This window comes from Kitasatospora sp. NPDC057500, assembly GCF_042802195.1.
Taxonomy (GTDB): domain Bacteria; phylum Actinomycetota; class Actinomycetes; order Streptomycetales; family Streptomycetaceae; genus Kitasatospora.
Window position 1 is genome coordinate 1 of the sequence record NZ_JBHVER010000167.1, and the last position, 18,223, is coordinate 18,223.

19 protein-coding genes, 3 tRNA genes and 1 pseudogene are annotated in these 18,223 nt (G+C 71.9%); 11 read left to right on the top strand and 12 right to left on the bottom strand.

What is annotated here, in order from left to right; all coding sequences use genetic code 11:
• Nucleotides 1–91: 91 nt before the first annotated feature.
• The 3 genes from crcB (ACFU74_RS28040) to crcB (ACFU74_RS28050) are packed head-to-tail and all read right to left on the bottom strand — an operon-like array spanning nucleotide 92 to nucleotide 1,355.
• Nucleotides 92–466 (bottom strand): fluoride efflux transporter CrcB, encoded by a 375-nt coding sequence (crcB, locus tag ACFU74_RS28040; protein WP_380761623.1) that lies wholly within the window; start codon nucleotides 464–466, stop codon nucleotides 92–94.
• Nucleotides 463–867 (bottom strand): DUF190 domain-containing protein, encoded by a 405-nt coding sequence (locus tag ACFU74_RS28045; RefSeq protein ID WP_380761625.1) that lies wholly within the window; start codon nucleotides 865–867, stop codon nucleotides 463–465. The genes crcB (ACFU74_RS28040) and ACFU74_RS28045 overlap by 4 nt, the downstream gene beginning before the upstream one ends.
• Entirely contained in the window at nucleotides 864–1,355 is a 492-nt protein-coding gene (gene crcB, locus ACFU74_RS28050; protein WP_380761627.1) for a fluoride efflux transporter CrcB, read from the bottom strand. The genes ACFU74_RS28045 and crcB (ACFU74_RS28050) overlap by 4 nt, the downstream gene beginning before the upstream one ends.
• 70 nt (nucleotides 1,356–1,425) lie before the next feature.
• On the opposite strand from crcB (ACFU74_RS28050), the gene ACFU74_RS28055 reads away from it, so the two are divergent.
• The 4 genes from ACFU74_RS28055 (at nucleotide 1,426) to ACFU74_RS28070 (ending at nucleotide 2,172) form a co-directional block, all read left to right on the top strand.
• Nucleotides 1,426–1,767: a metallopeptidase family protein gene (locus ACFU74_RS28055; RefSeq protein WP_380761629.1), complete on the top strand. Its 342-nt coding sequence runs from the start codon at nucleotides 1,426–1,428 to the stop codon at nucleotides 1,765–1,767.
• Between the two features lie 102 nt (nucleotides 1,768–1,869).
• Nucleotides 1,870–1,942, top strand: a tRNA-Glu gene (locus ACFU74_RS28060).
• 55 nt (nucleotides 1,943–1,997) lie between these two features.
• A tRNA-Asp gene (locus tag ACFU74_RS28065) sits at nucleotides 1,998–2,071 on the top strand.
• Nucleotides 2,072–2,098: 27 nt separating this feature from the next.
• A tRNA-Phe gene (locus ACFU74_RS28070) sits at nucleotides 2,099–2,172 on the top strand.
• 153 nt (nucleotides 2,173–2,325) lie between these two features.
• Here ACFU74_RS28070 and ACFU74_RS28075 read toward each other — a convergent pair.
• A complete protein-coding gene (locus tag ACFU74_RS28075; protein WP_380761631.1) occupies nucleotides 2,326–3,081 on the bottom strand; it encodes a DUF6928 family protein in 756 nt (251 codons plus the stop codon).
• 191 nt (nucleotides 3,082–3,272) lie between these two features.
• On the opposite strand from ACFU74_RS28075, the gene ACFU74_RS28080 reads away from it, so the two are divergent.
• Nucleotides 3,273–3,749 carry a hypothetical protein gene (locus tag ACFU74_RS28080; RefSeq protein WP_380761632.1) on the top strand — a complete coding sequence of 159 codons (477 nt, stop codon included), beginning with the start codon at nucleotides 3,273–3,275 and terminating at the stop codon, nucleotides 3,747–3,749.
• Between the two features lie 93 nt (nucleotides 3,750–3,842).
• On the opposite strand, the gene ACFU74_RS28085 is transcribed toward ACFU74_RS28080, so the two are convergent.
• Nucleotides 3,843–5,072 carry a damage-control phosphatase ARMT1 family protein gene (locus tag ACFU74_RS28085; protein ID WP_380761634.1) on the bottom strand — a complete coding sequence of 410 codons (1,230 nt, stop codon included), beginning with the start codon at nucleotides 5,070–5,072 and terminating at the stop codon, nucleotides 3,843–3,845.
• A 241-nt stretch (nucleotides 5,073–5,313) separates the two neighbouring features.
• Nucleotides 5,314–5,655 (bottom strand): annotated as a pseudogene (locus tag ACFU74_RS28090) (WD40 repeat domain-containing protein); the annotation flags it as partial.
• Between ACFU74_RS28090 and ACFU74_RS28095 the strand changes: the two are divergent.
• The 4 genes from ACFU74_RS28095 (at nucleotide 5,634) to ACFU74_RS28110 (ending at nucleotide 8,116) form a co-directional block, all read left to right on the top strand.
• Entirely contained in the window at nucleotides 5,634–6,026 is a 393-nt protein-coding gene (locus ACFU74_RS28095) for a hypothetical protein (protein WP_380761635.1), read from the top strand. The pseudogene ACFU74_RS28090 and the gene ACFU74_RS28095 sit on opposite strands and share 22 nt — an antisense overlap.
• Nucleotides 6,027–6,081: 55 nt before the next feature.
• Nucleotides 6,082–6,849, top strand: coding sequence for a hypothetical protein (locus ACFU74_RS28100; protein ID WP_380761637.1), 768 nt, complete (start codon nucleotides 6,082–6,084; stop codon nucleotides 6,847–6,849).
• A gap of 428 nt (nucleotides 6,850–7,277) precedes the next feature.
• A complete protein-coding gene (locus tag ACFU74_RS28105) occupies nucleotides 7,278–7,694 on the top strand; it encodes a prevent-host-death protein (protein ID WP_380761639.1) in 417 nt (138 codons plus the stop codon).
• On the top strand, nucleotides 7,691–8,116 hold the full coding sequence (locus ACFU74_RS28110; RefSeq protein WP_380761641.1) for a cytotoxic translational repressor of toxin-antitoxin stability system: 426 nt from the start codon (nucleotides 7,691–7,693) through the stop codon (nucleotides 8,114–8,116). Before ACFU74_RS28105 ends, ACFU74_RS28110 begins: the two co-directional genes overlap by 4 nt.
• Nucleotides 8,117–8,187: 71 nt before the next feature.
• Here the strand turns inward: ACFU74_RS28110 and ACFU74_RS28115 are convergent, their stop codons facing one another.
• Both ACFU74_RS28115 and ACFU74_RS28120 read right to left on the bottom strand, forming a co-directional pair.
• The gene (locus ACFU74_RS28115; protein ID WP_380761643.1) at nucleotides 8,188–8,334 is read right to left on the bottom strand and encodes a hypothetical protein; all 147 of its coding nucleotides are present in this window, start codon (nucleotides 8,332–8,334) and stop codon (nucleotides 8,188–8,190) included.
• Nucleotides 8,335–8,445: 111 nt separating this feature from the next.
• Nucleotides 8,446–9,318: a hypothetical protein gene (locus ACFU74_RS28120; RefSeq protein WP_380761645.1), complete on the bottom strand. Its 873-nt coding sequence runs from the start codon at nucleotides 9,316–9,318 to the stop codon at nucleotides 8,446–8,448.
• Between the two features lie 73 nt (nucleotides 9,319–9,391).
• Here ACFU74_RS28120 and ACFU74_RS28125 point away from each other — a divergent pair, with 73 nt between their 5' ends.
• Together ACFU74_RS28125 and ACFU74_RS28130 are read left to right on the top strand one after the other, a co-directional pair.
• Nucleotides 9,392–10,633, top strand: a complete 1,242-nt coding sequence (locus tag ACFU74_RS28125) for a plasmid pRiA4b ORF-3 family protein (RefSeq protein ID WP_380761647.1) — start codon at nucleotides 9,392–9,394, stop codon at nucleotides 10,631–10,633.
• A 286-nt stretch (nucleotides 10,634–10,919) separates the two neighbouring features.
• The gene (locus ACFU74_RS28130; protein ID WP_380761649.1) at nucleotides 10,920–11,111 is read left to right on the top strand and encodes a hypothetical protein; all 192 of its coding nucleotides are present in this window, start codon (nucleotides 10,920–10,922) and stop codon (nucleotides 11,109–11,111) included.
• Between the two features lie 77 nt (nucleotides 11,112–11,188).
• On the opposite strand, the gene ACFU74_RS28135 is transcribed toward ACFU74_RS28130, so the two are convergent.
• From ACFU74_RS28135 to ACFU74_RS28150, 4 genes are all read right to left on the bottom strand, one after another.
• A complete protein-coding gene (locus ACFU74_RS28135) occupies nucleotides 11,189–13,402 on the bottom strand; it encodes an MMPL family transporter (protein ID WP_380761651.1) in 2,214 nt (737 codons plus the stop codon).
• 57 nt (nucleotides 13,403–13,459) lie between these two features.
• Nucleotides 13,460–14,635 (bottom strand): alpha/beta hydrolase, encoded by a 1,176-nt coding sequence (locus ACFU74_RS28140; RefSeq protein ID WP_380761653.1) that lies wholly within the window; start codon nucleotides 14,633–14,635, stop codon nucleotides 13,460–13,462.
• Between the two features lie 62 nt (nucleotides 14,636–14,697).
• Nucleotides 14,698–15,732, bottom strand: a complete 1,035-nt coding sequence (locus tag ACFU74_RS28145; RefSeq protein WP_380761655.1) for an NAD-dependent epimerase/dehydratase family protein — start codon at nucleotides 15,730–15,732, stop codon at nucleotides 14,698–14,700.
• On the bottom strand, nucleotides 15,732–18,104 hold the full coding sequence (locus ACFU74_RS28150) for an MMPL family transporter (protein WP_380761657.1): 2,373 nt from the start codon (nucleotides 18,102–18,104) through the stop codon (nucleotides 15,732–15,734). The genes ACFU74_RS28145 and ACFU74_RS28150 overlap by 1 nt, the downstream gene beginning before the upstream one ends.
• Nucleotides 18,105–18,223: the final 119 nt, after the last annotated feature.

Here is an 18,223-nt window from a genome sequence, read left to right on the forward strand (position 1 = left end):
CTCACCGGCGAGAACACCATCTCATGGCGCGACCCGACATCCCAGATCAAGTAGCTGATTTAGGGATAAAACATCGGGATAAAACGACCTCTCAGCCCCAGAGCGCCGAGGCCAGCCCCGCGCCCGCGTACGCCGCCGCCAGGCCCGCCGCGATGCTCCCCGCCACGTTCGCCACCGCGTACCGCCCGGCCCCGCCCTCGGCCAGCCGCAGCGTCTCGTACGAGAACGTCGAGTACGTGGTCAGCGCCCCGCACAACCCGGTCCCGAGCAGCAACTGGACGTGCGGGGACGCCGCGCCGGCCGCCACCGCCCCGGTCACCAGCCCGAGGACGAGGCTTCCGGCGACGTTCACCACGAAGGTCCCCCACGGGAACACCGAGTCGTGCCGGGACTGCACCGCCCGGTCGGTCAGGTACCGCAGCGGCGCGCCCACCAGCGCGCCTGCCACCACCAGCAGCCAGTTCACGCCCCGTCCTCCCCCGCGGCCCCCGCAGCCCCCGCGTCCCCCACCCTGCCGGGCCGTCCGGCGTACCGGACCACCTCGCACCGCTCCAAGGTCACCAGCCCCTCCACCGCCAGCTCCTCCAACTCGGGCAGGAACGCCCGCACCCGCTCCTCGGTGTCCACGATCACCACCGCCACCGGCAGGTCCTCGCTCAGCGACAGCAGCCGCGCCGTGTGCACCATCGAGGACGCCCCGAACCCCTCCACCCCCCGGAACACGCTCGCCCCGGCCAGCCCGGCCGCCCGCGCCCGGTGCACGATCTCGCTGTACAGCGGGCGGTGCCGGTGGCGGTCGCCCTCGCCGACCAGCACGGTCAGCCGCAGCGCCGCAGCGCCCGGCCGGGGCCCCGCCGCGCCCGTCACACCGGCCTCCCGGCCCCGCGCGGCAGCAGACGGCGCGTCACCGCGGCCGCCGCCCAGACCGCCGCCATCGCCGCCGCCAGGGTCAGGCCCAGGTACGCCACGGCCGGTCCCGGCCGGCCCTCCTCCAGCAGCCGGCGGACGTCCACCGCGTACGTCGAGAAGGTCGTGAAGCCGCCCAGCACGCCCGTGCCGAAGAACGGCCGCAGCAGCGGATGGGCCGGCCGGCCCTCGGTGACCACCACCAGGAAGACCCCGATCACGGCGCACCCCACCACGTTCACCAGCAGCGTCGTCCACGGGAACGCCGACGGCCCGGTGGTCCACAGCAGCCCCGCGCCGTACCGGGCCGCCGCCCCCAGCGCCCCGCCGACGGCCACCACCGCCACCGCCGGCCCCTGCCCGCGCAGCACCGGCGGCCGCCGCCGGGCCGCCCCGGGCGCCGCGCCGTCCGCGGCGTCGTCCGCCGCCAAGTCCTCCGAGGTCGCCACAGACCCATGAAACACCGGCCCCGACCGCCTGGCACACCGTCACCGCAGACCCGACAATGAACCGGTGGAGATGACCCGGGAAGAGTTCGAGGTACTGGTCGCCGACGCGCTCGACCGGATCCCGCCGCAGCTCGCGGCGATGATGGACAACGTCGCCGTCTTCGTCGAGGACGAGCCCGACCCCGCCGACCCCGAGCTGCTCGGCCTCTACGAGGGCACCCCGCTCACCGAGCGCGGCGAGTGGTACGCCGGCGTCCTGCCGGACCGCATCCTCGTCTACCGCGGCCCGACCCTGCGCCTGTGCGAGACCCACGAGCAGGTCGTCGAGGAGGTCCGCACCACGGTCATCCACGAGGTCGCCCACCACTTCGGCTTCGACGACCACGAGCTCGACGAACTCGGCTGGTCCTGACCCCCGCCGCCCACCCGGCCGAAACCCGTTTTGGCGTTCGGCCCCACATCCCATATGCTTCTCGACGTCCCCGAACGCTGGAAACAGCCGGACAGGCCGCAAGCCCTCATCGTCTAGTGGCCCAGGACGCCGCCCTTTCAAGGCGGTAGCACGGGTTCGAATCCCGTTGGGGGCACGCAGTACCGTAGTAAAGTGTTGTGCCGCAAGACCTTAGTGGTTCGCCACTACAAGGTCCCGTGGAGCAGTTGGTTAGCTCGCCACCCTGTCAAGGTGGAGGTCGCGGGTTCAAGTCCCGTCGGGATCGCTCGTCTCGCAAGAGACGGTGCAGTACGGCCAGGTAGCTCAGTTGGTACGAGCGTCCGCCTGAAAAGCGGAAGGTCGCCGGTTCGACCCCGGCCCTGGCCACAACAGCCTGAACGGGCACGATGCCCCCGAAGCGGATCGCTTCGGGGGCATTTTCGTGCCGGTTGACGCCAACGCTGACGCCAACGGCCCCGAATCGCGGCGAATCCGGGCAGCTCAGCCGGGCTACCCGGAGCCGAGGCGGCGTGACGCCAATCACAATCCTTCGACTTCGACCATGGTGCCGTCAGGGCCGTACGTGAAGATCCGGGGTGGCCCCATCCGGCTGATGATGGCCCGCATCGCGGCTTGCTTCTTCTCCGAAGTCGGCCCGTCCGGGTCAGTGAGTCGGAAGCCGTGGAGGGCCACCTCGTAGGGGTCCATGTCCTCCGGCTCCGGCCTGCCCTCCGACACGAAGCCGCAGAGGAACCGCAGCGCCTCCTCCCCCATGTCGAGGGGATGGAACGGCAGCGGGTACGGTCCCTTGGCCGGCCATCCCGGCACCGGCTCCACCGGGTGCTCACCGGCCCAGAAGGGCGCCTCGAACGGCAGCGGCTCGCCGATGTTCTCCATCACCCCACTGCCCGGCGAGAGGCTGAGCGAGCGGACCAGCTGCCTGTCCTCCCAAACCGCGAAGGCCAGGAAGTCCACCACGCTGTGCATCCAGTGCACGACCAGGCGGCGTCCCGCGCTCACGTCGATCAGGTGCTGGGGCAGCCGCGATGGGTAGTCGCCCACCCAGTGCCGGTCGCAGACGATATCGGCCCCGGGGAAGCTGCCGAGGTAGGCGGTCCCGTCCGGCGGGTACGTCGCGTCGCCGAGCTCGCACCCAGCCGACTCCATGACCTCCCACCCGGGGTAGAGACGGCCGACCAGCTCAACAGTCCGCTCCGGATCCGCTTCCGCCGACAGCCGCAGCGGGCCGGACGAAGGCGTATCCATGTAGACGAGCAACCCGGTCTTGGCGCCCACGTGTCGACCCCTCTCCAGAACGACGACCCCTGGTTCGGGGGCAGGCCGCAAGCTACCAACCGCATAAGACACCGGTGCCCGGCAAGACCTGGGTCTTGCCGGGCACCGGACGAACTGATGAACCAGAGCGCGAGGCTAGGAGAAGGCCTCCCCGAGGCGGCTCAGGGCTGGTCAGGATCGTGGCGGCCGCCATGCCGTCCTCGCCCCGACCGGTGTACGGCCCGGCGTGGAGGAGTTCGCGGGCGGCGGAGTGCATCGCGCGCAGGTCGGCGCTGACCAACCCGGTGGGCGGGTACGGCGCACCCGCACCTGCCCACCAGCGACCGCATGACCGACTACGACCACGACTTCTACAACCCCGCCCCGAACCCGCGCGTGCCGTCATCCGCGCCGTCCCGCACCCCGCCGAGCTCAACCCGCGCGGCATCACCATCACCATCACCTGCACCGGCTGCGGCGCCCGCCGCGGCTGGCTCCTCCTCGGCGTCCGCGACCAGATCTTCGTCCGCTGCCGCTGCGCCCGCGAATGGCCCGAGCCCGACCTCACCCGCGCCGACTTCGACCAGCACTACACCGAACCCGAGCACGAATGGGACGACTTCGACACCGCCATGAGAGCTCTCACTTTCGATGGCCTCCTCGCCGGAACGACCTGGAACCTGGGCTGAGGTCCACGCCGCACCCGCCACTGTTCACCTCCGACGCTTGCCTCGTCGGGCCCGGACGAGCGAGGACAGCGGGGCACACGGGCGGCGCTTCGACTACGGGCGAAGGTCTACCTGAATGACGGCGTGGCGGCCGTTGGTGCGCCACGGCGTCCCGGCGCTGTCGAGCTGAGCGACGACGGCAGCGTCGACTCCGACGATCACGTCCGACTTGAGCGTCCGCAGGGCCGTCACGGCTGAGGGGAAGTGGCTGGCCACCTCAGTGAACGCAGTGGTGGGCGGCCACAGCTGATCTCCCACCAGCCGCCGGTAGTTGAGGTCTCCCTTGAGGATCGTCATCGCTGCGCCGACGAACTCGGACCGTAGGTCGGCGGGCATGTCGTGGAACGGCAGCGGTGCGCAGAAGAACGAGTGCGTACGGACCACGAGCGCGCCGCTGTTCATCGCTCGCCACAGCCGTTCGCCGATCGTCGCGGCAGCCGCAGTGGCGGCGGTGCGCAGGCGCTGGACGGTGGCGAGGACGTCGGCCATCGTCGCGGCAGCCGCAGTGGCGGCGGTGCGCAGGCGCTGGACGGTGGCGAGGACGTCGGCCATCGTCGCGTCCGACACGTAGTACGGCTGCGGCTTCACGTACACGACGACCTGTGCCGCCAGGCCGGAAGCCAGGAGGTGGTCGACCAGCACCAGGTCCGGCAGGAGCTCCCGGCCGGCGTTGTCCGCGATGATGCAGACGCGCCCGCCCTGGGCCCGCTCCAGCTCGGCCCAGAGCGACTCGCTGTCGTCGGCCACCAGGTCGGACACGATCGACCCTCCGGCCTCCGCCGTGATCTGGAAGCTCAGGTCGGCGCGGTTGCCCCAGAGCGCTGATGAGAGAAGCGCTGCGGCTCGCTTGTCGGTGAAATCCGACGGCAGGTCGCCCAACGCCACCAGCTCGGCGTCGACGGCCGGGCCGGCGAGTTCGGCCTCCTTGAACGGTGCGAACGGGTCGATGCCCTGCCAAGGCCCGGGCCTGAAGTAGCCGGTGGCTTCGAGCAGCCTGCGGTAGAAGTAGCTCTCTGCCCACAGGAACGGCGCCTCGCCCCACGGCCGTCCGAACAGGCCCTCACCCCACGCCAGCCACTGCTGGTGATCGTGGGCACTGGTGCTGAGCGGCTGCAGCACACCGTCGATGCTCTCGGCGAGGAGCTCCTCGATCGCGGCTCGCTCGCTCGGCCCGTACGGCAGTGCATCGAGCACCTGCTGGACGAGCTTCGGGTGCCGCTCGTGGAAGACGTCCCGGGCGAACGAGCCGGGGGTGCCGCTCAGGATCACGGGTGCGCTGGGCATGCTCAGAATCGTCCTTCTCCTCGGCTGTCGGCGGGTTCCGCCACATGATCCACGGTCTGCCCATGATGGAGCTGCAGCGACGCCGGGCCGGCCGCGCTCCCACGAGTACGCGGCCCGTACTGGGGTCGGCGGCGGCGCAGTTCAGCGTCGCGTCGACACGTACCTCGGCGAGTTGGTGCTGGTGGCCGAGCGACCAGGCCCGCACGGTCCCGTCGGCCGCAGCCGACAGCAGTCGGTCGGGATCGTCGCCGAAGGCCATCATGAGGACCCGGCCGACGTTTCCGGACAGGTGCGCGGTGAACTGGCCGGTCCGGACGTCGCGGACGTGGATCTCCCCGGTGCCGGAGCCCACCGCGAGGTGGGTGCCCGCAGCATCGACGGCGATCGAACGCGCCCATCCTCCGGGGTTCACAAACCGGCTGAGGTGGCGGCCCGTGCGCGAGTCCCAGAGGTGCACGGAACCGTCGCCACCGCTCGCCGCAAGCAGGTGCCCCTCGGCATCGAATGCCAGCGACCTCACGCGGCCGGCATGGGTCCGCTGCTCCCAAACCAGCGCTCCGGATGGGAGGTCCCAGCACCGGATGTGCCCGTCGCCGGTACATCGAGCAGCAGCTCGTTCCGCTGCTCTCGCGGCTCATCGCCCGCCTCTACCCGCACTTCGCCGCCCGCAGCGCCGTTTCCGCCCCAGCCGTGCTGGCCGGCCTCGGCGTCGCCGCTCACCAGGCCACCAGCTGGGCCACCTCCGGCCGACAGCTCACCGAGGACCAGCTGACCGCCCTGCTGGACTCCGTGCGCTGGGAACGTGACGCCCGCTTCTGGGACGGCATCGCCGCCAGCGCGAATGCCTCCGGCGTCCTGAACTTCGGACGCGGTGCCAAGGACGCCGGCGGCCGGGTCGCCGACGCCCTGCTGCACCCGGACACCGAGTACGGCCTCAAGGTCCGTGGATGGTAATAGAGTTACCACTCCGGACAGTTGAGTCGGACCGTACCGGGACAAGGGGGACAGCGTGAGTGAGATCACCGACGCGGTAGCGGCGCTCGAGGAGCAGGCCGCCGAGGCTCGCGAGCTTCGGCGGACCATCGAGCGTGTCGAGACCGAGATCGCCGACCATCTGGACGAACTTCGCAGTATCGGCAGCGCAGTCCTCGACCTCCATTTCGACCTTGACAACCAGATCGCCGAGCACGACTACTCGGCTGTCGAGCAGGCGGTCGGAACCCTTGGGGGTCTCGTGGACGTCGCTGAGATCCTTCCCAAGATCGACGCGGTCTTGCTGCTGACCGCGCTCCTGGAGGGCACGCCCACCCCCGACCTCTCGGTGCCGACCGAGCTGTTCAAGGCCGGGGAAATGCCTGCCTTTGAGCACCCGCGGCTGGCCCAGGAGGACCTCGACCTCCAGTTCCAGAAGGAGATGGCCGACTGGTCGGAGCCGGACGAGCAGGATGACCAATGGGCTGAGGACCGCTGGAGGGCCGAGCAGGAAGCCATCCGTAACCGTGCCCACAAGGCCGGCCTGCACCTGATGGAGCTCTTCAACCACATCGGAGACAACCTCTGGCCCGACCTCATCGAGTCAGTCGAGACCGGTCGGCGCGACGACGCTGTCCGTACGCTGGCAGCCGCCGCTGCAGCAGCGCGCGACGCACGGCCCGCGTACAAGCTGTACGAGGTCAACCTGTCGATCCAGTACGAGGCAGACCCGTCATCGCTCGGGGCGATGGGTGAGTTCCTGTCCGGCTTTGAGACCTGGCTGTTTTCGCAAAAGGACTCGTAGAGGCACCTCACACGTCGCACGGCCAGGCGACGTGTGAGGTGCCCCGCATGGCACCCCGAGCCACCGTCCCACCGGCCACCATGCCTCGGACTGGCCCCCGATTGACGCCAACGCTGACGCCAACCGGCCCAAACGATGGCGTCCGATGGCGGCCTTCCACGGACGGCAGAATCACCCGGACTAGGGCATCTCGACGCCCCGGGTTGGCCTGAAAAGCGGAAGGTCGCCGGTTCGACCCCGGCCCTGGCCACATCGCCTGACCAGGCACGATGCCCTCGAAGCAGATTCGCTTCGGGGGCATTTTCGCGTTGTTTGACGCCAACGGCACAGCGGGCGGTCACCGTTCTCCTACCCCAGGGTAAGTACGTGACGTACTTGACGTACTTCACGGCGGGCGTGACCCTTGTTCTCGAACGAGGAGGCTTCCAATGACAGCGGTCCACTACGAGAGCTACACCGAAGCCCGGGCGCACCTGAAGGACCTACTGGACGCAGCCGGGCAGGGCCGGGTCGCGACCGTTCGCCGGGACACCGGATATGCGGCCGTGGTCGATGCGGGGCGGCTACGCCATGCCCTCACGCTGCTGTGCCCATCCAAGGCCGAGGTGGTCGCCGAGGGCGGTGGCTGGTCGGTGTTCTTCCCCGGCCTCCCGGTCGCCGCGGATGGCGGCACGTTCGACGAGGCCATCGACGAGATGGTCGACGCGCTCCGCGAGTATGCGGAGGACTGGCAGGACCGGCTCCTGAACGCTCCGAACCACCGTGACAACTGGGGCCTGGTCCAGTTGATCGGTCTCAGCGACGACGCGCAGCTCCGCGACTGGCTGCTCGGAGTCGCGAAGTGACCTGGCCTCAGCCGACACGTGAACGACACGAGCAGTTCTGCAAGGTCGAAGGCTGGGATCGGGTACGTGACGCGCGCGGTCGTACCGGCACCCACCACATCACCTATGAGTTCGGGCTCCCCGATGGGCGGATCCTGCGTACTCGGGTATCGCATCCGGTCGACCGCACCGTGTACGGCGCGAGCATGTGGGCGCACATCCTCCGCGACCAGTTGGACGTGACGGAGGATGTCTTCTGGCCGTGCGTCCTGGACGGCACGCTTCCCGATCGAGGCGCGCCCGAGCCACCACGCGAGGCACTTCCCGCGGATCTGGTCTACATGCTGATCAACCGCGTCGGACTCGCCGAAGACCAGGTCGCAGAGCTGGACAAGGCCCAGGCGATCGCGCGACTCCAGCAGTTCTGGACCGAGGGGAACTGACTCCGGCTGCCGGGTTGCAGCCTTGGCCCACCGGTGTCCCTCGGCGCGTCCGAATGTGGAAAGGACGGGCGTCAGCCCCGCAGGGCCCGGTCGTCGAGCCGGCGCAGCAAGCCGGGCAGGTGCCGGTACTGGTCACGGAGCGCGGCGAGCCGCTGCCGGAACTCCGGGCCGCGTCCGACGTGGTCACAGGCCTCCCGGAGCTGGACCAGGAGGGCCACGGCGACGTCGTAGTGGGCCGTCTGCTTACAGGCGACGTGGTTCTCGACTTCGCGCCAGATCGCTTCCTCATCGGCGGCCAGGGCGGTCAGCTTCTTGTCCTGTGCCTCGACTCAAACCCGCTCGGCAGACTGCCGGCGCTCGGTGGCCAGCGCGTGCGCGGCGTCCAGCAATTCGGCAGCGGAGCGCTGCCTCGGCACCGTCGCGACGGGCGGCTCGCCGCACAGACGGCGCACGAGTTCGGCTCCCAGCTGAGGCTCATCGCCCAGTGCCAGGCGCAACAGCAGGTTGTTCTTCTCCGTCTCGGGAAGTGCGGCGATCAGCGGCGCCAGCTCCTTCTTCCCGGGCCGCTTCCGAGGGGCAGGGGCGGGCGGGCTGACCTGGGCGGCGACCGCCAGCAGGTCGGCATCGACACGCAGGAAGTCCGCGAGCGCCCGCTGCGGTGCGGTGAGCCGGTCGAGCCCAGCCGGGACCGGGGGCTCGACCGCTGCCTGGTAAGCCTCGTCGTCGTCCTCGAGTGCCCAGGCGCCGATGCCGGACAGCCATGCGAGGTACAGGGCGCGGTGATCCCCGGAGGCCAGCTCGGCCCGAACCCCGGCGATGGCACCGAGCGAGTCCTCGGCACCCTCGTCCCAGTCTCCGCCCTCGTCCTCACTGCGCAGGTCGAGAATGAGGTGGGTCCTGGTCGTCCACGCCTCGACACACTCGTCGAAGAAGTACGGCTCCACCGCCCGCAGCGCGAGCTGCCCCTTGGGCACCCGCAGGATCACCTGATGGGTGCCCCAGTTGGTCAGGTAGAGATGAGCGTCGTAGTACCGCTCCACCATCCGCCTGGGGTCGCCTCGAAAGGTTCCCCACTGGTATTCGTTGGTGAAGCTGGTCGCGGTGATCCGGGCCCGGGTCGACAGCGATCGCAGCTCGTCCTGCTCCTCGCCGGTCAGCGGGCGGTCGATCGCCAGGAACTCGTAGTACTGGTACTCGCTCATCGCCGCGACCCTAGCGGGTCTGCCGGTCCTCGATGATGGAATCCGTCAAGCCCAAGGCAGACAGGAACCGATGATGGAACCCGAGCAGCCACGCACCGTCGAACAGATCCGAGATCTCGTCAGCTGGATCGGCGCGGGACGCAAGCTCACCCAGACGGGCAAGGTCACCCTCGCCGACGCGCGGGCCCTGGTCACGCTCCTGGAGACCGGCGAAACCATCAACCCGGCCATCGGCGACAGGACCTTCAAGACCAAGTCCAGCCAGGAGCTGTACCACCTGAACCTGCTGGTGGAATGGGCCAAGGCGGCCCGGCTGATTCGGGTCGTCGGCGGCCGCCTGGTGCCGGTCAAGAAGAACGCGCGCGCACTGGAGAACCCCGAGCGCATCCTCGGCGCACTGTTCGAGGCCCTGCCGCGCATCGGCGAGGCGGTGCTCCCCTCCGGGTGGCTCGGCTCGGTCTTCGCCGAGGAGTACCCGGCCGGGCTTCGGGTGCTGCTGACGAGCCTGTATGCCGCCGACGACCTGGTTCCCGAGCAGGAGCTTCAGGCCGCGGTATGGGACAAGGTCTCCGGGTTCTACGTCCTCGACGATCTTCCCGAAGACCGCCTCCGGCTGCTGCGCCAGAGCAACGACCGCGACGTGGACCGCGTACTCGCGACGCTGCTCGGCCTCAGCTCAGTCCAGCGCGTCGGCGACGCCGTCGCCCTCACCTCGCGGGGCCGTCAAGCCATGGCCCGGCTGCACGGGGGAACACGCCCCGGCGACCCCGTCTACCAACTCCGCATCGAACTCACCGATGTGGAACAACCCGCCGTCTGGCGCCGCATTCAGGTCCCGGCCGGATTCCGCCTCGACCGGCTGCACCTGATCATCCAGGCCGCCATGGGCTGGCAGAACTGCCACTTGCACGCGTTCGACGTGAAAGGCGTCAACTACGGCCACCCCTCCTCCGAACTCGACTTCGTCGACGAGACCGCCGCCGCCCTGGACGCCCTGGTCAAGGAGGGAGAGTTCCTCGACTACACCTACGACTTCGGTGACTCATGGGAGCACCGCCTCCTCGTCGAGCGCCAAGTGGCTGCCGAGGCGGGCCGCAACTACCCGCTGTGCATCGACGGAGCAGGAGCTTGCCCGCCCGAGGACTGCGGCGGCGCGCCCGGATACGACGACCTCAAGCAGGCCCTCAGCGACCCCTCCCGTCCCGAACGCGAGGATCTGCTGTCCTGGCTCGGCCTCGAAACAGCGGCCGGCTTCGACCCGACCCGCTTCGACCTGCCCCGGACGAACCAGCGGCTCCGCGCTCTCGACTGGTGAGCCCAACCGGCTCGCCCGGGCCGGTTGACGCCAGTGCTGACGCCAACCGGCCCGAACGATGGCGTCCGACGGCGGCCTTCCACGGACGGCAGAATCACCCAAACTGGGGCATCTCGCCGCCCCGGCTTGGCCTGAAAAGCGGAAGGTCGCCGGTTCGACCCCGGCCCTGGCCACAATCGCCTGACCAGGCACGATGCCCCCGAAGCGGATCGCTTCGGGGGCATTTTGGTGCCGGTTGACGCCAACCGCACGGCGGACGGTCGGCCGCCGGGGCGATCGAGGCCCCGTGAGGGGCCGGAGAACGGGCGCCGCAGCAAGGCACCGCGCACTGGCGCTGTCGGCCCAGGCGCCGGACTACTCTGAGGATGTTGCCCGGCACACTCCAGGAGACCACCGCCGTGAGGCACTCGGCGAGACGCTGCGCATCCCCGAGCCGTTCGACTTCGACCTGATCACGAGCGACCTGCTGCCGTACTGACCCGCGCCTGCTCGCACAGGTGCCCGAGAAGGCGGAAGGCCCCGGGGCGGCGGGGGAGCCGCCCCGGGGCGGGGGGGTTATTCGGTGAGGCCGAAGCGGGTGTGGAGGCGGCGGAGGGGGGCGGGGGCCCACCAGTTGGCGGGGCCGGCGAGGCGCATCACGGCGGGGAGCAGGACGGCGCGGACCAGGACGGCGTCGACCAGGACGGCGAGGGCGAGGCCGACGCCGAGTTCCTTGAGGAAGACGACCGAGCCGGTGGCGTAGACCGCGAAGGTCAGGGCCAGGATGCCGGCGGCGGCGGTGATCAGCGGGGCGCTGCGCTGGATGCCGGTGGCGACGGCGGTCGGGGTGTCCACGCCGCGGTCGTGCTCCTCCTTGATCCTGGAGACGATGAAGACCTCGTAGTCCATCGACAGCCCGTAGGCGATGCAGAACATCAGGATCGGGATGCTGGGCTCCATCGACCCGGCCGAGGTGAAGTCCAGCAGGCCGGCCAGGTGGCCGTCCTGGAAGCCCCAGACCAGGGCGCCGAACATCACGGTGAGGCTGAGCAGGTTGGAGACGGTCGCCTTGGCCGGGATCAGCAGGCTGCCGGTCATCAGGAAGAGCAGGACGAAGGTCGGCACCAGGATCAGGCCCGCCACCAGCGGCAGCGCGGAGAGCAGCCGGGAGCGGAAGTCGGTCATGTCGGCCGGGAAGCCGCCGACCTGCACCCGGTAGGGCGCGGCCTCGTCCCTGACCTTGCCGACCAGCCCGGGCATGTCCCCGGCCAGCGCGGCCTCCTCGGGGATCACGGTGAGCCAGACTCCGGAGCCGGTGGCGAACCGCGCGGAGTCGGCGGTCGGGCCGGTGCGCAGCTTCCCGCCGGCGTAGGAGCCGGTGAAGGTGTCCACCTGGAAGACGCCGGGCAGGGCGGAGAGCCTGGCCGCGTAGGCGTCGGTCGGGCCGGTGGTGCCCTTGGCGTCGGCGACGCCGGTGGCGACCACCTGGAGGGCGTCGGTCTCGCGGGCCGGGAAGCCGTCGCGGACCTGCTGCTGGACGACCCGGCTGCTGGCGTCGGCCGGCAGCACCCGCTCGTCGGGCAGGCCGAACTTCACGCCGAGGAACGGCGCGCCGACGAGCAGCAGCAGGGCGACCACGGCGGTGCCCCAGATCAGCGGGCGCTCCATCACCCGGCGGGTGAGCCGGTACCAGCGGCCGTCCTCGACCGGACGGGCCGCCCCGGCGGCGCCCGGGCGCAGCACCCGGTGTCCGACGGCGGCGAGCGCGGCGGGCAGCAGGACGACGGCGCCGACGATCGCGGTGAGCACCACGAAGACGCCCGCGTACGCGAAGGAGCGCAGGAAGGGGAACGGGAAGGCGAACAGCGCGAGCAGCGAGATGGCCACGGTGATCCCGCTGAAGATCACCGTCCGGCCGGCCCGTTCGACGGCGCGGACCACGGCGGTGTGCTTGTCGTGGCCGGCCGCGGCCTCCTCGCGGAACCGGGAGATCACGAACAGGCTGTAGTCGATGCCCAGGCCCAGGCCCATCACCAGGGCGAGGTTGGCGGCGAAGGTGGAGACCTCGGTGAACAGGGTGACGCCGCGCAGCAGCGTCAGCGTGCCGAGCACCGAGAAGAGGCCGACGCCGATGGTCAGCCCGGCGGCCGACCAGCGCCGGTAGACGGCGAGCAGGAGCAGCAGGACGATCGGCAGCACGATCGCCTCGGCGCCCAGGAAGTCCTTCCGGGCCTGCGCGCCGACCTGCCGGAACACCTCGTCCTGGCCGCCGACCTCGACCTTGACGTCGGCGGTCTCGCGGGTGAACTTCGGCGACAGGTCGGCGAGCCGCTCCCGGGACTCGGTGGCGGTGCCGTCCAGCCAGGCGGTGACCAGGGCCTTGCTCCGGTCGGTGGCGGCCAGCGCGGGGCTGTTGCCCTGCGCCCAGTAGGAGCCGGTGGTGCGCACGCCCGCCGAGGCGGCCAGTTCGTCGGCCAGCGCCCGGCCGGCGGTGGCGACGGCGGGGTCGTCCACGGTGCCGTGCTTGGCGGTGACCAGCAGGATCATATTGGGGCTGCCGTGGCCGAACTCGCGGTGCAGCACCTGCTCCGCCTGGTCGGACTGCGAGCCGGGCGCCTCGAAGCGCGACAGCGAGAGCGCCTTCTGGGCGCCGGCGCCGAGCGCGGCGGCGATCACCAGCAGGACCGTGCCGGCGATCAGCACGGCCCGCCGCCGGTCGACCAGCAGTCGGCCCAGCCTCCGCAGCAGCGGCACCCGCTGGTCGACCCCGGGTTCGAGGGTGAGCGTCATGACAACTGGTCTCCAGACGTGAGGTGGGGGACGGTGCGCCCCCGGCGGGCGTTCGGGTCAGCCCAACTGGTGCTTGGTCAGCCAGTCGGCCAGGGAGGCGTGGACCTGGGGGGCGTTGCGGGCCATGCCCATGTAGTGGCCCGCCGCGGGGATCTCGACGAGCTGGGTGTCGGTGGTGCCGGTGAACAGCGCGCGGTGCTCGGCGCCGCCCTGGACGCGGGCGTCCTTCTCCCCGTAGAGGAAGAGCACCGGCACCTTGATGTCCTTGAGGTGGCGCAGGTCGACCAGGACCGAGCCGAGCTGGGAGGCCATGTCGCCGCAGGGGTGGCGGTTCTGGTGCGGGGCGGAGAGGGCGACGACGCCGGGCTCGGTGTCGTTGAAGTTGCCGGCCTTGAACTCCTCGGTGCCGAGGTCGTAGTAGGCGTAGCCGCCGGGGCCGCCCGCGCCGTCCGCGGCGGAGCCGCCGCGCAGGCAGGTCTGCAGGGAGGAGAAGAAGCGGGCGTTGGCCTGCGGGGTGAGGCCGAGGTCGGTCCAGTCCATCAGGACCAGGCCGTCGACGTCCTGGAAGGAGTAGGCCTCGATCTGGGCTACCTGGCCGCCGTTGGACTGGCCGGCCAGCACGACCTTGTCGAAGGCGACGGGGGTGCGGCCCTCCTGCTCGGTGCGATAGCCGCCGGCCCGCAGCTGCTCCACGATCTGGTGGGCGATGTCGGCCTGGCCGCCGATGCAGCTGCCGAAGCCGTCGGGCTTGTCGCTGGCGCCGTAGCCGATCCGGTCGATGGTGAGCGAGGCGTGGCCCTTCCTGGCCAGCTCCTCGGCGTGGTGGTAGCCGGGGGCGTCGAGGCGCCAGTACCACTCGCCGGCCGCGATGCCGTGTTCGTAGAGGGTGACGGTGCGCGGCCCCGCGCCGCCGTCGAGGACCGCCTCGGGCGCGGTGAGGTGGCCGCTGACCTGGTAGGTCCTGCCGTCCACCGGGCAGGCGGCCAGGGTGCGGTTGACGTTCTGGACGGTGAAGCGGACCGGGATGTCGACGATGGACCCGGCGGCCAGCCGGGCCTTGGTGTCGGCGGCGGCCTGCTCGGCCCCGGGCGGCGGGGCGGCCGGGCCGGCGGCGGTCGGGGTGCCGGACGCCGGGGTGCCGTCGGAGCGCGCCGCGACGGCGGCCACCGCGGGCGTCAGGGCGATCAGCGCGGCCGCGACGGTCAGTACGGCGGTCTTCCTGGAACGGGGCACGGTCGCGGCCCTTTCGTTGTCCGGGGTCGGGGCTGGGCCCGGGGAGGGGGATGCGGGAGGTGTCATGACGGCAGCCGCCCCTGGTCGCGGTACCAGCGCGCCTCGTCGGCCAGGGTCTGCGCCAGCGGACGGAAGGTGACTCCGAGCTCCCGTTCCGCGCGGGCGGAGGAGAGCCGGGTGCGGGTGCCGTCGAGCAGCACCCTGACCCCTTCGCGGGTGGCCACCGGCGGGCGGCCGCGCAGCTTGGCGCCGTACTCCAGCGCGGTGGCGAAGGCGAGCGCGGCGCCGGCCGGGATCTGCCGGGGCGGGTTGGCGCCGGAGGCCGCGGCGATGCCGGTGACCAGGTCGTGCAGGCCGTACCAGGAGCCGGCGACGATGTAGCGGCGCAGCCCGGTGCCGTGGGTCAGCGCGCGGACGCAGGCCGCGGCGACGTCCCGGGCGTCCACCACGTGGTTGCCGGCCCGGGGGACGGCGCGCAGTTCGCCGTGTGCGACGGCGAGGAAGAGCCGGCCGGCCGAGGTGGGGCCGGCGTCGCCGGGGCCCCACATCCAGCCGGGCAGCACCAGCGGGACGGTGAGGCCCTCGCGCGCGCAGAAGTCGGCGACGGCCTGCTCGGCGCGGACCTTGCTGGCCCGGTAGCCGTTGCGCTGCCAGTCGGCGGGCGGCGGGGTGTCCTCGTCGGCGGGGAAGCCGGTGCTGCCGCGGCCGACGGTGTTGATCGAGCTGGTGTGCACCACCCGGGGCACGCCGGCGTCCACGGCCTCGCGGAGCAGGGTGAGCACGGCGTCGACGTTGACGGCGTGCAGCCGGCGCAGGTCGGGCTGCGGCTGGTAGTACTCGCGGAAGTAGGCGGCGGTGTGGATGACGCCGTCCGCGCCGGGCAGGGCCCGCCGGTAGCCGGCCGGGTCGGTGATGTCGCCGGCCAGGACGTCGAGCCGTTCGTCGGCGGGCAGCAGCCGCTGCGCCTTCTGCCGGTCGCGGACCAGGGCGGTCACCCGGTGGCCGGCGGCCAGCAGCTCGCGGACCACGGCGCCGCCGAGCAGTCCGGTGGCGCCGGTGACCACGACGCGGCCCGTCGGGGTGGGCTGGTCGGTCATCAGGACTCCTTCGCGGCGAGGACGGGCCCCGGACCGGGCTCGGGATCGCCCAGGGCCTCGGGACGGCCGGCCGGGCGGTCCGCCTCGGCCCCGCCCTCCGGGGCGAGCGGCTCCTCGCGCAGCCCGAAGCGCTCCTGGAACCGCTTGAGCGGCGCCGGGGCCCACCAGGTGGCGTGGCCGCCGAGGGCCATCACGGCGGGGACGAGCAGGCAGCGCACCACGGTCGCGTCGACCAGCACGGCGAGCGCGACGCCGAGGCCGAGCATCTTGGTGTTGGTGATCCGGGAGGTCCCGATCGCCACCAGCACCACCGAGAGGATCAGCGCGGCGGCGGTGATCAGCCCGCCGGTGTGCCGGATGCCGTCGGCGACGGCCTTGCGCGGGTCCCGGCCGCGTCCGTACTCCTCCTTGACCCGGGAGAGCAGGAAGACGCCGTAGTCCATGGAGAGGCCGAAGGCGACGCAGAACATCAGCACCGGCAGGGTGGTCTCGACGGCGCCGGTCGGGGTGAAGCCGAGCAGGCCGGACAGGTGGCCGTCCTGGAACACCCAGACCACGACGCCGAACATCGCGGTCAGGCTGAGCGCGTTCAGCACCACCGCCTGGAGCGGGATCAGCAGGCTGCCGGTGAGCAGGAATACCAGCAGCAGGGTGGCGCCGACGATCAGCGCGCCGGCCGGCAGCAGGCGGACCGCGATGGCGTGCTTGCTGTCGACCAGGGAGGCCGCCTGGCCGCCGACCACCGGCCGCAGGCCGGGGAACTCGGCGCCGGCCCGGCGGATCTCGCCGACCAGGTCCTGGTTGGCCTGGGAGACGTCGCCCCGGCCGGCGGCGGGCACCACCGAGAGGTGGCCGAGGCCGTCGGCGGTGCGGACGCTGTCGGCCGGGCCGGACTCGCCCGAGGCGGCGCCCGAGCGGTAGTCGCCGAGCGGGGTGGAGACCTCGGTGACGCCGGGCAGCGCGGAGAGCCGGGCGGCGAACCGGCCGAGCGTCTCGCGGTCCGGGTCGGCGGCGGCGCCGGCACCGGCACCGGCGGTGGACCCGCCGGCCGCGCCGGCCGCGCTGTGCACCACCACGTCGATGACGCCGGTGGCGCTGGCGGTGAAGCCGTCCCTGATCGTCTGCTGGACCACCCGCGACTCGGAGCCGGTGGGCAGCTGCCGGTCGTCGGCGGCGGCGAACTGGACGCGCAGGAACGGCAGTCCGGCGACGAGCAGCAGCGCGGTGATGCCGAGCGCGAACAGCGGGGCGCGCCGCATCACCAGGGTCGCGGTGCGGTGCCAGCCCATGCCGGCGGGCCGGTCGGAGCGGGCGGCGCGCGCGGCCCGGCCAGGCAGCCGGACGGTGAGCGCGTCGATCCGGCCGCCGAGCAGGGTGAGCAGGGCGGGCAGCAGGATCAGCGCCGCGGCGGCGGCGATCAGCACCACGGAGATGCCCGCGTACGCGAAGGAGCGCAGGAAGTAGAGCGGGAAGACGAGCATGGCCGAGAGCGAGACCGCGACGGTCAGCGCCGAGAACAGCACCGCGCGCCCGGCGGTGTCGAGCGTGGTGGCGACGGCCGCCCGGACCTCCAGGCCGCGTTCGCGCTCCTCGCGGAAGCGCCGCACGATGAGCAGCGCGTAGTCGATGGCGAGGCCGAGCCCGAGCGCGGTGGTGAGGTTCTGCGCGAACACCGAGACCTCGGTGAACCCGGTGATCACCCGCAGCGCCGCGTTGGTGCCGAGGATCGCGCAGACCCCGACGGCGAGCGGCAGCAGGGCGGCGACCAGGCCGCGGAACACCAGGACCAGGATCAGCAGGGTGATCGGCAGCGCGATCAGCTCGGCCCGGGCCAGGTCGTCGGCGATGGTGGTCTGCATCTCCTCGCGGACCGCGACGGTGCCGCCGAGCCGGACGTCCAGCTGCTCCAGACCGGCGGGGCTGCCCCGGTAGCGGGGGGCCAGCCGGTCGAAGACCTCCCTGGCGCGGTTCTCGTCGCCCTCGATGCGGGCGAGGATCAGCGCGGTGCCGCGGTCGGCGGAGCGCAGGCCCTCGACGCCGGTCTGCCAGTACGAGGTGACCCCGACGACGTCCGGCTCGAAGGCGAGCCGCTCGCCGAGCCGGGCACCGTCCCGGGCCGTCCCGGGGGCGTCCACCGAGCCGCCGGCCTTCGCCGAGACCTCCAGGACGAGGTTGGGCGAGCTGGCCGGGAAGGACCGCTCCAGCAGCACCGCGGCGCGCGCCGACTCGGAGCCCGGGTCGGCGGTGCCGCCGTTGTGCAGCCGGTCCGTGACCCCGGCGCCCACGACCAGCGCGTTGACCAGGAACACCACGACGAAGAGGAGGGCGGACCAGGGCCGGGCGGTGACCACCCGGCCGAGTCGCTTGAGCATCGGGAACCTCACGGAGCGGGGGTGGCGGAACGCTGCCCGGTCGGCAGCGCGGAGAGCAGCTCGCCCACCCGGCCCGGCCGGTCCAGGGCCACGACCCGGGCCACCACACCGTCCGGACG